At 63.5% G+C, this 14,147-nt stretch carries 10 protein-coding genes; 5 read left to right on the top strand and 5 right to left on the bottom strand.

All coding sequences use genetic code 11. The annotated features are described in order from the left end of the window. Positions 1-14 precede the first annotated feature (14 nt). The 3 genes from cqsA to PSV40_RS12085 form a co-directional block, all read right to left on the bottom strand. A complete protein-coding gene (gene cqsA / locus PSV40_RS12095) occupies positions 15-1,274 on the bottom strand; it encodes an alpha-hydroxyketone-type quorum-sensing autoinducer synthase (protein WP_300537764.1) in 1,260 nt (419 codons plus the stop codon). Positions 1,275-1,421: 147 nt separating this feature from the next. Then, positions 1,422-2,732, bottom strand: coding sequence for an acetylornithine deacetylase/succinyl-diaminopimelate desuccinylase family protein (locus PSV40_RS12090; RefSeq protein WP_300537762.1), 1,311 nt, complete (start codon positions 2,730-2,732; stop codon positions 1,422-1,424). Positions 2,733-2,942: 210 nt separating this feature from the next. After that, positions 2,943-4,064 (bottom strand): MBL fold metallo-hydrolase, encoded by a 1,122-nt coding sequence (locus PSV40_RS12085; protein ID WP_300537760.1) that lies wholly within the window; start codon positions 4,062-4,064, stop codon positions 2,943-2,945. Between the two features lie 379 nt (positions 4,065-4,443). Here PSV40_RS12085 and PSV40_RS12080 point away from each other — a divergent pair, with 379 nt between their 5' ends. From PSV40_RS12080 to icmF, 5 genes are all read left to right on the top strand, one after another. After that, complete coding sequence (locus tag PSV40_RS12080; RefSeq protein ID WP_300537759.1) at positions 4,444-5,565, top strand: TRAP transporter substrate-binding protein; 1,122 nt, start codon at positions 4,444-4,446, stop codon at positions 5,563-5,565. A gap of 82 nt (positions 5,566-5,647) precedes the next feature. Then, positions 5,648-6,268 (top strand): TRAP transporter small permease subunit, encoded by a 621-nt coding sequence (locus PSV40_RS12075; protein ID WP_300537757.1) that lies wholly within the window; start codon positions 5,648-5,650, stop codon positions 6,266-6,268. Beyond that, positions 6,265-8,211, top strand: a complete 1,947-nt coding sequence (locus PSV40_RS12070; RefSeq protein WP_300537756.1) for a TRAP transporter large permease subunit — start codon at positions 6,265-6,267, stop codon at positions 8,209-8,211. Before PSV40_RS12075 ends, PSV40_RS12070 begins: the two co-directional genes overlap by 4 nt. 113 nt (positions 8,212-8,324) lie before the next feature. Then, positions 8,325-9,170, top strand: coding sequence for a PPK2 family polyphosphate kinase (locus PSV40_RS12065; RefSeq protein ID WP_300537755.1), 846 nt, complete (start codon positions 8,325-8,327; stop codon positions 9,168-9,170). Between the two features lie 46 nt (positions 9,171-9,216). Next, on the top strand, positions 9,217-12,510 hold the full coding sequence (gene icmF, locus PSV40_RS12060) for a fused isobutyryl-CoA mutase/GTPase IcmF (RefSeq protein WP_300537754.1): 3,294 nt from the start codon (positions 9,217-9,219) through the stop codon (positions 12,508-12,510). Between the two features lie 287 nt (positions 12,511-12,797). Here icmF and PSV40_RS12055 read toward each other — a convergent pair whose 3' ends face one another. Next, positions 12,798-12,962 carry a hypothetical protein gene (locus PSV40_RS12055; RefSeq protein ID WP_168173476.1) on the bottom strand — a complete coding sequence of 55 codons (165 nt, stop codon included), beginning with the start codon at positions 12,960-12,962 and terminating at the stop codon, positions 12,798-12,800. A gap of 96 nt (positions 12,963-13,058) precedes the next feature. After that, positions 13,059-14,120 carry a DUF6352 family protein gene (locus PSV40_RS12050; RefSeq protein WP_300537753.1) on the bottom strand — a complete coding sequence of 354 codons (1,062 nt, stop codon included), beginning with the start codon at positions 14,118-14,120 and terminating at the stop codon, positions 13,059-13,061. Positions 14,121-14,147 lie beyond the last annotated feature (27 nt).

Genomic DNA, 14,147 nt, shown 5'->3' with positions numbered 1-14,147 from the left:
GCCTTCCAGCAGACTTAACTGGTTTCAGCGGTCCGTGCCCGCCTGGCAATCGGCCAGTCCCAGGGCTTCACCAGCGGCGCGACCTCGTAAGCGACCGCTTCCACGTGGCTGAGCTCCGCATCGGTCAGCCCCGCGTGCAGGGTCAGGCGCACCATGGCCCGGTTGCGGCTGGTCGCCGGGGCACAGAACACAGCACCAAAAACACCGCGTTCCTCCAGGTGGTCGCGCAGCACCATGGTGTCAGGCTCGGTGCCGGCCTCCAGGGAAATGATCTGCTCCGTCCCCTGGTGGATCGGGTAACCCATGTCAGACAGGCTGCGGCGCAGCCGCAGCGTATGGGCCCGCAGGCGCTGGCGTTGTTCATCGCGTTTGCCGATCACGGCGAGTGTGGCGCCGAGGCCGGCGATCTCGTGGGGCAGCAGGCAGGAGCTGAAGATATTGGGGTAGCTGGAACTGAGGATGTAGTAACGCAACTCGGCGGGCGCCGTGAAAAAACCACCACGTCCGGCAAAGGCCTTGGCCAGACTGGCCGTGATGAAATGCACCCGGTCCGTCAGACCGAGTTCGGCGCACAGCCCGGCACCGCCGGGTCCATGGGTGCCGAGCGAATGCGACTCGTCCACCAGGATCATGCAGCCGTGGCGCTCGGCCACTTCCACCATCTCGCGCAGGGGACACAAGGCGCCGGTGGTGCTGTACACCGAGTCCACCACCACCACACCCGGACCGTGCCGCGACAACACCCGGTCCAGGTGGTCCGGGTCGTTGTGGCGAAACGGATGCGCCGGGGCGCGCGCCGCATGCGCACCTTCCCACAGCGATGTGTGCGCCAGGGTATCGAGGTACACCGGGGTTTGCGGGTCGGCAATCGCCTGCAGCAAACCCACATTGGCCGCATAACCGGACTGGCAGACAAACCCGTCTTCCTTTCCGACCCACTGGGCCAGGTTTTTTTCCAGTGTCCGGGCGGGATGTTCGCCATGCACAAACACGCCGGACTGGATCACGAACTCCCGGTCGTTGCGCAGGGCCGCCACCTGGGCGCTGACGATGTCGGGGTGGCCGGTCACGCTGAGGTAATCGTTGCCGTCGAGCCGAACGGCATCGGGACCGGCCGTTCTGCCGTGAAGGACAAACTTGCCACCCCATTGCTGTTGCCAGCGGGGCGTGAATTCGCGCGCAATGCGCTGCTGCAGATGCGGGGAGATGCCCGGGTTGGTAACAGTTTTTGTTACGAGTTGTGCAGGGGATTTTTCGAGAAGTTGAGCGTGCATGGTGGTTACCTTGTGAAAAAGTACCACCATTGAAGATGAATTTAACAAATTCAGGGTTGCCCCCCCTGTCAACATTGACAGGGGTCGGTGCCGGAAAGTCAGATTCCGGTGTAGTGATTGCCCTAAATCACTACCTTGGTATTACTTTTATGTTGGTTGGCGACCACTGGTCAGGCTTAAAGCGGCCAGTGCCATGATTTTCGCGCTGTCCACCAGCTCCTGAATGCCCACATATTCGTCGGGCTGGTGCGCCAGATCGAGAATGCCCGGGCCGTAGGCAATACAAGCATCGAGCTTGCCGGTGCGCACGATGTGTTTCTGGTCGTAAGTGCCAGGACTGGAGATGTAGCTGGCTTCGCGGCCCAGCACCCGGGCAATGGCACGCGCGGTGGCCAGCACCACCGGCGCGTCCCTGGGCGTGGCCGTCGGCACAAAACTCATGATGTCCCGGATGCCGTAGTCAAAGCCGGGGCGGCTACGCTTGAGTTCGTCGAGCATGGCCACAATCTCGGCCTTCACGGCCTCCAGGTTTTCTTCAGCAATGAAGCGGCGGTCCAGCACGGCGCGACAGGAATGCGCCACCACCGGTGCCGGCAGGTCGCCGGTGGGGCGGCCGTACGCGTCCAGGGAAAACAGCTGCTCCACCTGTCCGCCGTGCAGGCTGTTGATGTTGAGCGTGCTGACCCTCGCGCCGGGCGGCTCCACCGGTTCGGCCGTATGGCGCCCGGACAGCCGCGGCTGCAGCTGCGTCTCCAGCAGATGGATGAAGGCGCTCATGTGGCTGATGGCACTGTCGCCCAGAAAAGGCATGGAGCCATGGGCAATCCGTCCCAGGGTCTCGACCTCACCCCACCAGACGCCGCGGTGGCCCAGGCAGATGCGGTCCACGCCCAGCGGCTCGGGGATGATCACATGGTGCACGCGCGGTTTCGTGAAATAACCGCGCTCGGCCAGGTAGCCCACGCCGGCGAAGCCGCCCGACTCCTCATCGACCGTGCCCGAAATTTCCAGCGCGCCGGCAAACGGCAGGCCTTCTTCGAGAATCGCCTCGCAGGCAATCACGCTGGACGCCAGTCCGCCTTTCATGTCGCAGGTGCCGCGGCCGTAGACCTTGCCGTCCCTGACCTCGCCGCCGAAGGGATCGGTGGTCCAGCCGGAACCGGCTTCCACCACGTCGATGTGGCTGTTGAAATGCACACACTCCCCGCCGGGCTGACCCTCGTAACGCGCCACCACATTGATGCGCGGATGGGAGTTGCGGTCGCCCGGTGCACCGTCGGCCCGGATGTATTCGACGGCAAAGCCCCGCTTTTTCAGCCGCTCGCCAAGCAGGCGGGCGCAGGCTTCGTAAGCGTCCCCTGGCGGGTTGATGGTGGGAATGCGAACCAGGTCCTGGGTGAGCGCAATCACCTCGTCGCGTTTCGATTCAATGCGTTTGAGCAGGCTGTCATTGTTCATGCAGCCAGTTTAGGGGAACCAGGCCGCGCTGTCTCGCGGCGGTTCCATTCGCGGCTCGGGGGCACCCTTCGACAGGCTCAAGGCGAACGGTCCAAGCGACCAGCGTGGCTTGCTCTTTACAAGCCGGGGCCGCGGATCTGGCTATGCCAGTCCGCAGGCGCAGCGCCCCCTCGGGGGCAGCGACCACACGCAGTGGGGAGCGTGGGGGCTCTAGTTCTGCCGCCACGGCAGGCCGCGGTAGCGCCAGCCGCCGCGTGCACCACGATGGGCCTGCGCATCGGGGTCGCCTTCGAACCCCTCCAGGATGTTGTAGGCCTCCAGCCCCAGTTCGGTGGCACGTCTGGCGGCGGCAATCGAACGTACACCGCTGCGGCAAAGCAGCACGGCCTTCTGGCCGGCCGGCACGGCGACCTGCAGGCCCTCGTCGAACTGCGGGTTCATGGCCATGCCCGGCCATTGTTTCCAGGCCAGCGGCACCGCACCAGGCACAAAACCCACCCATTCACGCTCCGCATCGGTGCGTACATCGACCAGCACCGCCTGGCCGGCCTGCCACCACTGGCAGGCCAGTTCGGGCGACACATTGCCGGCATAACCATCGGCCGGCAGAACCTGAAACACGTCGGCCCCACCGGCATCGTGGCGGCCGGTTCCCATGCCGGAACTCTGGTTGGCAGGAAGCGCTTCGTCCATGCGCGCGGGCCGGGGCAGCTGGAGTTGCGCCATGGTGGCCACAAATTCGGCCAGGCTTTTGCCGGCGATGCGGGCATTGCCGGTCTTCTCGGCCGCAATCGTCGAATGGGTCCGGCCCTGGTAGTCGTGGCCCGGCCAGACCACGGTGTCGTCCGGCAGCGTGAACAGCCGCCCGGTGATGCTTTGGTAGAGGTCTTCGGCGCTGCCGGACTGGAAGTCGGTGCGGCCGCAGCCGTTGATCAGCAGCGTATCGCCGGTGAACACATGGTTGCGCCAGAGGTAGCTCACGCTGCCGGCCGTGTGCCCCGGGGTGTGCAGGACGCGGACCTGTTCACCGCCGACCTGCAGCACATCACCGTCGCCGAGCTGTCGGGCGGCCGTTGCAATGCCACAGCCTTGCGGCGCCGCCGTGCGGGCGCCGGTGTGTTCCGCCAGTTGCCCGGCGCTGGTGATGTGGTCGGCATGGGCATGCGTCTCCACCGTCCACAACAGCTTGAGCTTGTGCTCCCGCAGCGCCGCGAGGTCGCGCTCGACCTGCTGGTCCACCGGATCGATGATCAGGGCCTCACGCGTGGACGGATCGAACAGGACATAGGTATAGGTGCTGGAGGCAGGGTCAAAAAGTTGAATGGGTGTCATGGCATGTTTCCAGGGCCGGGACAGGCAACAGGCCGACCGGCATACACAGCAAGTTTAGAACCTCGGGGCTCGCTGCTGCAAAGTTTGACCCTTGTTCCGGCTGCTCCACTTTCAGTAGCTGCTGGCGCGCGCCGGATAAGGGCTGCAGGCAAAAATAGTTCATAAAGGGACGCCACCCCCGGTCGCCGGGTCAGCCACGGGCACCGGCCCCAAAACTTGACGGAAAGCTGACAGCGCATCATTTGGCAGAGTCCTGATAAACAGTTTCACCCCAATTAGGCGCAATTTGCACCGGGCCGTTGGTAAAAACCCTCTTACGCGTAAAGCGTTGATGACAAAAGATAGTGCGCTAACGTTCTTTCACAACAGGAGACAAGCCATGACCGATATCAAGACCCCTCGCCGCCGCAGCCTGCTCAAGGGTGCAGCCGTCGCCGCTGGCGCCGGAGCCATGTCCGCACCGATGCTGGCAACCGCGCAAACCGCCACCACGCTGCGCTTCCAGAGCACGTGGCCGTCGAAAGACATCTTCCACGAGTACGCCTCCGACTTCGCCAAAAAAGTCAATGACATGGCGAGCGGCAAGCTCAAGATCGAAGTGTTGCCTGCGGGCGCTGTCGTTCCTGCCTTCCAACTGCTCGAAGCCGTCAACAAGGGCACGCTGGACGGCGGTCACGGCGTGGTTGCTTACCACTACGGCAAGAATTCGGCGCTCGCGCTGTGGGGTTCCGGCCCGTCCTTCGGCATGGACCCCAACATGCTGCTGGCCTGGCACAACTATGGCGGCGGCAAGGCCCTGCTGGAAGAGATCTACAAATCGATCAACATGGACGTGGTGTCCTATCTCTATGGCCCCATGCCGACCCAGCCGTTCGGCTGGTTCAAGAAGCCGATCTCCAAGGTCTCTGACATCCAGGGCATAAAGTTCCGTACTGTGGGTCTAGCCGTCGACATGTACACCGACATGGGCGCGGCCGTCAATCCGCTGCCGGGCGGCGAAATCGTGCCGGCGCTGGACCGCGGCCTGATCGATGGCGCCGAGTTCAACAACGCTTCATCGGACAAGCTTCTGGGCTTCCCTGACGTGGTCAAGAACTGCATGCTGCAGAGCTTCCACCAGTCCGGCGAGCAGTTCGAGATCCTGTTCAACAAGACCAAGCTCAACGCCCTTCCTGCCGAACTCAAGGCCATCATCGACTACGCCGTTCAGGCAGCCAGCGCAGACATGAGCTGGAAGGCCATTGAGCGCAACTCCAAGGACTACATTGAGCTCAAGAAGGCCGGCGTCAAGTTTTACAAGACGCCCGACGCCATCCTGCGCGCCCAGCTAGCTTCCTGGGACAAGATCATGGTCAAAAAGGGGGCAGAGAACGCGCTGTTCAAGAAGGTGCTCGACTCGCAGAAGGTCTTTGCAGAACGTGCAGGCCAATGGCAAAACGACTACACGGTCGACTTCAAGATGGCTTATAACCATTATTTCAGCAAAGGCAAAAAGGCTTAAATCAAGCTTCGGCATCTAAGGGGCACCTTGGGTGCCCCTTTATTTTTTCAGGGACCGTCCTTTGGCGGCGCTAGGAGTTGCAATGCAATCGTTTTTACTGGCGGTGGACCGGTTTTCCACCTGGATCGGCAAGGCCTGCGCCTGGAGCGTGGTCCTGCTGACCTTGCTGATCAGCTGGGAAGTGTTCAGCCGCTACGTGCTCAACCGCCCCCACGCCTGGGTGCTCGACGCCCAGATCATGCTTTACGGCCTGCTCTTCATGATGGCGGGCGCCTACACCCTGAGCAAAAACGGCCATGTGCGCGGCGACGTGCTGTACGGCTTTCTCAGGCCGCGCACGCAGGCGATCGTCGACCTGACGCTGTACATCCTCTTTTTCCTGCCTGGCGTCATCGCGCTGACCTGGGCCGGCTGGACCTATGCCAATGAGTCGCTGGCGATCCGCGAGCAGACCTTCAACGCCGACCCGATTCCGGTCTATCCGTTCAAGTTCGTGATCCCGGTGTCGGGCTTTGTGCTGCTGCTGCAGGGCATCGTGGAAATCATCCGCTGCATCCAGTGCATACAGACCGGCGCCTGGCCGGTGCGCGAAGGCGACGTGGAGGAAGTGGACGTGGAAAAACTCAAGGAAATGGTGCACGTGAAAGACGAAGACATGGCAGCGCTCGAGCGCGATCTGGCCCTCAAGGAGAACCACAAATGAAGATCCGCAAAGAACTCTGGTTCGGCCTGACCTTCATGGCGCTGGTCATCATCGGCGCCGCCACGCTGCTTCTGAGCGTCGAGAAAATCACCAACGGGCACCTGGGGCTGCTGATGCTGTCCCTGGTGGTGACCGCCATCATGCTGGGTTTTCCGACGGCCTTCACGCTGATGGGCATGGGCATGATTTTCACCTGGCTGGCCTACAACCGGGACACCACGAAGACGCTGGACCTGATGGTGCAGGCGGCCTTCAAGACCATGGCCAGCGACGTGCTGATTGCGATACCGTTGTTTGTTTTCATGGGTTACCTGGTCGAACGGGCCAACCTGATTGAAAAACTCTTCAAGAGCCTGCATCTGGCCATGGCCCGGATTCCCGGCTCACTGGCTGTGGCGACCCTGGTCACCTGCGCGATTTTTGCGACGGCCACCGGCATCGTGGGTGCGGTGGTCACGCTGATGGGCCTGCTGGCCTTGCCGGCGATGCTGCGTGCCGGTTACAGCGTCCCGCTGGCGGCCGGCGCCATCACGGCGGGCGGCTGCCTGGGCATCCTGATTCCGCCTTCGGTGCTGCTGATCGTGTACGGCGCCACCGCCGGCGTCTCCGTCGTTCAGTTGTACGCTGGTGCGTTTTTCCCGGGCCTGATGCTGACCGGCCTGTATATCCTCTACGTCATCATGGTCGCCAAGATCAAGCCCCAATGGGCCCCTCCGCTGTCGGCCGCGGACCGCGCGGTGACGCTGCCGCCGTTGACACAGCAGCTGACCACTGGCACGGACAAATACGCGCTCACAGGACTCTTCGGTGCACTCAAGGGAAAACGCAATGCCGACGTGCCGCTTGGCCATATCCTGCGGCAACTGGCGATTGTGGTGCTACCGGGCTTGTTATTCCTGTTGGTACTCGTGACCAGCTATCGGGCGGTCACGACCGTCAACGCCGAGGCGGTCTACGACATCCAGCAGATAGGCGCCTCCAGCTCGTCAAGCGCCCCAAGCGCTGACACCGGCGGTTTGCAGGAACCTCCCCAGGAAGGTGGCCTGAAAGAGCCGGTTGCCGAGGGCGGCCTGCAGGAACCCCCGTCGGGTGATGTCAAGGAGCCACCTGCCGCCGAAGCCAGTGTGGCCGCGCCTCCCGCCTTAGCCACAGTCAGCGCCGACAAGGCGCCAGCCGCCGCAACCACACGCGACGCGCCCACTTGGTGGTGGGTCTGTTTTGCCATTTTCGGCGCGCTGGTTGCCCTCTTCTACCTGTTCCTGAGTTTTGCGCGGCTGGAAATCTTCAAGATGCTCCTGACCTCCTTCTTTCCGCTGATGGTTCTCATCATCTCGGTACTCGGGTCCATCGTGATGGGGCTGGCCACTCCGACCGAGGCGGCCGCGATGGGCGCCCTCGGCGGTTTTTTGCTGGCGGCGGCCTACAAGCGGCTCACACTGTCGGTGCTGCAGGAGTCGGTGTTCCTCACGGCCAAAACCTCGGCCATGGTGTGCTGGCTGTTTGTCGGTTCGGCCATCTTCTCGGCGGCTTTTGCGCTGCTGGGCGGCCAGGAGCTGGTGGAGACCTGGGTGCTCAGCATGAACCTGAGCAAGACGCAGTTCCTCGTGATGAGCCAGGCGATTATTTTCATTCTCGGCTGGCCGCTGGAGTGGACCGAGATCATCGTGATCTTCATGCCCATCTTCATCCCGCTGCTGGACAACTTCGGCGTCGATCCGCTGTTCTTCGGCCTGCTGGTCGCCCTGAACCTGCAGACGGCTTTCCTGAGCCCGCCGGTGGCCATGGCCGCGTTCTACCTCAAGGGCGTGGCACCGAAACACGTCACGCTGAACCAGATCTTCGCCGGCATGTTGCCCTTCATGGGCATCCAGATCCTGGCCATCTTCCTGCTGTACCAGTTCCCTGCCATCGGCCTGTGGTTGCCGCAGCTGCTGTACAAATAAGCGGGGGCCGCCCACCTGTCGGGAAACAAAGGGGCGCGCAGGCGCCCTTTTGTTTTGGAAAAACGGTAAGATTGACGTTTACGTAAACGTCAATCACCCACACGGAGACAGCCATGTCCAACGGCAACAGCAAGCGTGCGGCCCTGCTGGCCCCCTGGCAACCACCCACCACCGGGCAGGGCCGGCCGTTTGGGCTGTCCGAACTCAAGGCCTCGGCCAAGCCTTTGACGACCGGGGATAAAGACGATGACAAGGCCGCCGTGGACGCCTTGGCGATGGAGCTTGACGGCCTGCAGGACCTGTTTTTTGCCGACAAGCGCTACAAGCTGCTGGTCCTGCTGCAAGGCACCGACACCTCGGGCAAGGACGGCACGATTCGCGCCGTGTTCAGCCGAACCAGCCCGCTGGGCGTGCACACCGTGGGCTGGAAGGCACCGAGCGAGGAAGAGCGGGCACACGACTACCTGTGGCGCATCCACCGCCAGATGCCGGGGGCGGGCGAAACCATGATTTTCAACCGCAGCCACTACGAAGACGTGCTGGTCCCGGTGGTCAAAGGCTGGATCACCCCCGAGCAGACCGCGCAGCGTTTTGCCCACATCAACGAGTTCGAACGCCTGCTGGCCGAAACCGGCACGGTGATCCTCAAGTTCATGCTGCACATCAGCTTCGAGGAACAGGGCCAGCGCCTGCAGGAGCGGGTGGACGACCCGACCAAACGCTGGAAGTTCAGCATGGGCGACCTGGAGGTGCGCAAGCAGTGGGCCGACTATCAGAAGGCCTACGAGGCGTTGCTGGGGGCGACCAGCACCCCCTGGGCACCCTGGACCGTGGTGCCCGCTGATTCCAAGACCCACCGCAACCTGATGGTGGCCACGCTGGTACGCGACAAGCTGAAGTCACTGGACCTGCGCTACCCGCCTGACGATCCGGCGCTGGCCGGATTGAAGATCGAATAATCCCTCCCGCACCCAAGCCACGAGACAACCTCCAGAGAGCGCCGCCATGACCGACCTGTCCGCCGAATACCAGGCCCTTGCCAGCTACCGGCCCACGCACAAGGTGCGTTTTGTCACCGCCGCCTCGCTGTTTGACGGCCATGACGCCGCCATCAACATCATGCGGCGCATCCTGCAGGGCATGGGCGCCGAGGTGATTCACCTGGGCCACAACCGCAGCGTGGATGAAGTCGTCACGGCGGCGCTGCAGGAAGACGCGCAGGGCATTGCCATCAGCTCCTACCAGGGCGGCCATGTCGAGTACTTCAAGTACATGGTCGATCTGCTCAAGAGCCGCGGCGGCGAGCACATCCAGGTGTTCGGCGGCGGTGGCGGGGTGATTGTGCCGCCGGAGATCCGCGAGCTCCATGCCTACGGCGTCTCGCGCATCTACAGCCCCGAAGACGGCCAGAAAATGGGCCTGGCCGGCATGATCGGCGAGATGGTCATGCGCTGCGACAAGGACCTGACCGGCTTTGCCCCCGCGGACATCCAGGTGATCGAAGGCCACGGCGAGATGGCCTGGCGCGCGCTGGCCCAGCTCATCACCGCGCTTGAAAACGACAAGGCCAATCCGGCGCTGGTCGAGACGCTGCGGGCGCAAGCTGCTATCAAAAAGATACCGGTGCTGGGCATCACCGGCACCGGCGGCGCCGGCAAGTCCTCGCTGACCGACGAGCTGATACGCCGCCTGCGGCTGGACCAGAACGACCAGCTGCGCGTGGCCGTCATCAGCATCGACCCCTCACGGCGCAAGAGCGGCGGCGCGCTGCTCGGCGACCGCATCCGCATGAACGCCATCAGTCCGTGGCAGCAGGGCCAGCGCGTCTTCATGCGCAGCCTGGCGACGCGTGAATTCGGCAGCGAGATCAGCAAGGCGCTGCCCGAAGTGATTGCCGCCTGCAAGGTGGCCGGCTTTGACCTGATCGTGGTCGAAACCTCGGGCATCGGCCAGGGCGATGCCGCCATCGTGCCGCTGGTAGACGTGCCCATGTATGTGATGACGCCCGAGTTCGGCGCCGCCAGCCAGCTCGAGAAAATCGACATGCTGGACTTCGCCGAGTTTGTCGCCATCAACAAGTTCGACCGCAAGGGCTCGCTCGACGCCTTGCGCGATGTGGCCAAGCAGGTCCAGCGCAACAAGGAAGCCTGGGGCACGGCGCCCGACAAGATGCCGGTGTTCGGCACCATGGCCGCGCGGTTCAACGACGACGGCGTCACCGCGCTGTACCAGGCCCTCAAACCGCGCCTGGTCGGGCTCGGCCTGAAGCTGTCGGAAGGCGCCCTGCCCGCCGTCGATGTGCGCCACAGCACCAACCAGACGCCGGTGGTGCCTGCCGCGCGCACGCGTTACCTCGCGGAAATTGCCGACACGGTGCGCAGCTACAAGAAACGCGGCAGGGAACAGGCCACGCTGGCGCGTGAAATCCAGCAGCTGCGGGCCGCCGCCGGCATGCTCACCGTCGGCAAGCCCGACAAGGCCAGGGCCGCGGAAGCGGCCATTGACCTGGCGGTGCAGCGCGAGCAGGTCCAGGACCCGGCCGCACGCAAGCTGCTGACCCAGTGGCCCGCCATGCAGCAGGCCTATGCCGGCGAAGAATACGTGGTCAAAATCCGCGACAGGGAAATCCGCACGGCACTGACCAGCAAGTCGCTCTCGGGCACGACCATCCGCAAGGTGGCACTGCCGCAGTACGAAGACCACGGAGAAATCCTCAAGTGGCTGATGCTGGACAACGTGCCGGGCAGCTACCCCTACACCGCCGGCACCTTCGCCTTCAAGCGCGAGGGCGAAGACCCGACCCGCATGTTTGCCGGCGAAGGCGACGCCTTCCGTACCAACACACGCTTCAAGCTGCTGAGCCAGGGCATGGCCGCCAAACGCCTGAGCACGGCCTTTGACTCGGTCACGCTGTACGGCAACGATCCCGACCTGCGGCCCGACATTTACGGCAAGGTGGGCAACAGCGGCGTGTCGATTGCCACGCTCGACGACATGAAGGTGCTCTACGACGGGTTTGACCTGTGCAGCCCCAGCACCTCGGTCAGCATGACCATCAACGGCCCGGCGCCCACCATCCTGGCGATGTTCATGAACACCGCCATCGACCAGAACCTCGAAAAATTCAGGGCCGACAACGGCCGCGAACCGACGGACACCGAAACCGAAAAAATCCGCGAATGGGTGCAGGAAAACGTGCGCGGCACGGTGCAGGCCGATATCCTGAAAGAAGACCAGGGCCAGAACACCTGCATCTTCTCGACCGAGTTCAGCCTCAAGGTGATGGGTGACATCGCCGAGTATTTTGTGCACAACCGCGTGCGCAACTTCTACAGCGTTTCCATCAGCGGTTACCACATCGCCGAAGCCGGCGCCAACCCGATCTCCCAGCTGGCCTTCACCCTGTCGAATGGTTTCACCTTCGTCGAAGCCTACCTCGCGCGCGGCATGCACATCGACGACTTCGCGCCCAACCTGAGCTTTTTCTTCAGCAACGGCATGGACCCCGAATACACCGTGATGGGCCGCGTGGCGCGCCGCATCTGGGCCGTCGCCATGAAGGAAAAATACGGTGCCAACGAACGCAGCCAGAAGCTCAAATACCACATCCAGACCAGTGGCCGCAGCCTGCACGCGCAGGAGATCCAGTTCAACGACATCCGCACCACCTTGCAGGCGCTGATTGCGATTTACGACAACTGCAACTCCCTGCACACCAATGCGTTCGACGAAGCCATCACCACACCGACCGAAGAGTCGGTGCGCCGCGCGATGGCGATCCAGCTCATCATCAACCGCGAGTGGGGCCTGGCGAAAAACGAAAACCCGTCACAGGGCGCGTTCATCATCGAGGAACTCACCGAGCTGCTGGAAGAAGCGGTGCTCAGCGAGTTCGAGCGCATTGCCGAACGCGGCGGCGTGCTGGGCGCCATGGAAACCGGCTACCAGCGTGGCCGCATCCAGGACGAGTCGATGCATTACGAGATGCTCAAACACACGGGTGAGCTGCCCATCATCGGCGTCAACACCTTCCGCAACCCACACGGCGACGCCGTGCAGGACAAGCTGGAGCTGGCCCGCTCCACCGACGAGGAAAAGCAGAGCCAGCTGGCACGCCTGCAGGACTTCCATCAGCGCCATGCCAAGGAAGCCCCGGCCATGCTCAAGCACCTGCAACAGGCGGTGATTGCCAACGACAACGTGTTCGAGGTGCTGATGGACGCGGTACGCGTCTGCTCGCTCGGACAGATCACCCACGCGCTGTTCGAGGTCGGTGGGCAGTACCGGCGGAATATGTAGGCTTCGGCACCCCGGCACCCCGGCCTCACGGCCGCGCGCCTGCGCTAGGGCGGGCGCGATTCACTATGAATTCAGGAGCTACCGGCGCCCGTCCATCAAGGGCTGGATGCCAATTTGGCTTCACAACCAGACCCGGACCGTCCGGCAATGGCAGGCGTGGAATGCAGGGCCGTCATGTCGCCCTGGGCGCATGAGGCAAAACAGGAGACAGAACCCGTCCCCGACGCGATGTCAGAGGCCCGGGTGTGGGCAGCTTGCGCTCAAGCCACCCCGGTGGGGCCAAGGGCTTAGCCGCCTTTGTGTGGGCGCTTGCCCGGGTTCTTTTTGCTGCGGGTCCAGGTGCCGCGCTCCAGGCTGATTTTTTGACCGCGGCCGGCCGTGCGGGTCATGCCGGGGGCGGGAACGGGCTTGGGTGCGCAGATGTCGGCTTCGACGCGGATTTTTTTGGACATGGAAGACTCCGGATTAAAAATTGGCAGAACCCGGCATTTTAAGCTACCGCGCCCCGGTTGGGTCAGCGCAAGGCCAGCCGGCCGTCCGGAACCGATTTACATCGCCCCCACCAGCGGCAGATTCAGCAGCAGATTCTGCGGCTTGAGCTTCACCGACTGGCCGGCATTCATCATCAGGCCCAGGTAGACCGGCTTGCCGGCCACATCGGCGCGCATCTCCTGCGGATCCGCAAAATCGAGCCGGAAGAGGCTGACCAGGCGCTGCAAACGTTCGGCCTCCACCTCCCGGCCTTCGTACAGGTCGTTGAGCAGCGCGGTCGCCTCCACGTCCAGCCCCACATGCCAGCGCCAGGCGGCGTCATCGACCTTTTGCAGCGGCCGGATGCTGACGTCCACGCCGAGAAAATGCCGCACCCACTTTTCCAGCACCCGGGCCAGCGCCGTCAGGCCCGAGCGGGCGCGCGTCATGGTGAACACCAGGCCGTGGCTCAGGTCGTTGCTGATTTCATGCGTCAGGTCGAGCAGGAAGTTGTGGCGATCACTGGCTGGCCAGTAATCCGGCGCGTTGGCGTCCGTCAGCACCTGCATGTCGATGCTGCGCAGGGGCGCCTGGGCTTCCGCCAGAAATCGCCCGAAGTCGCCCAGCCCGCCGGTTTCGTTGAGCATGTCCAGCACGTCGCGGTCGCCGGCCAGCACCTGGCCGTCCTGCGTGGTGATGCGCTGGGCGCGAAACAGCATCTCGGCGGCACGCACTTCGTAGGCATCGGTGGTTTCGTCCAGCACCTTGCGCAGGATGGCCTGGGCCAGCAGGTCGATGAACAGCGGTGGAATGCTGATGCTGCCGCTGCGGAACAAACCGAGGTAATAAGCCTCCAGCGTGCCGGCCGCCAGCAAACCATCGCGAAAGCGCAAAAACAGGCCGTAACTCTCGCGGGCGTCTGCGTCCTGCAGGGCCTGCAGTTCGGCCTCGGGCACCGGCCGCGACGGCGCGGCCAGCAAGGCCGCATGCAGCGCGCGTTCGGCCGCGCAGGACTCGGGCACCGGGGCCAGTTCGGGCCGGTTCAGAAACAGGCGCAGGTAGTCGTCGGTGGGCGCCAGCCAGCCCCGTGGGGTGATCTGAAGCTGGTGGAAGCCGCTGGAAGGCCAGAAATTTTGCATGGGGGCCATCGTCGCACATTGCGTCGG

This window comes from Polaromonas sp., from assembly GCF_029945925.1.
In the GTDB taxonomy this organism is placed as follows: domain Bacteria; phylum Pseudomonadota; class Gammaproteobacteria; order Burkholderiales; family Burkholderiaceae_C; genus Polaromonas.
Note: the sequence above shows the minus strand (reverse complement) of the source record. Positions and strands in the feature narration are given on the sequence as shown.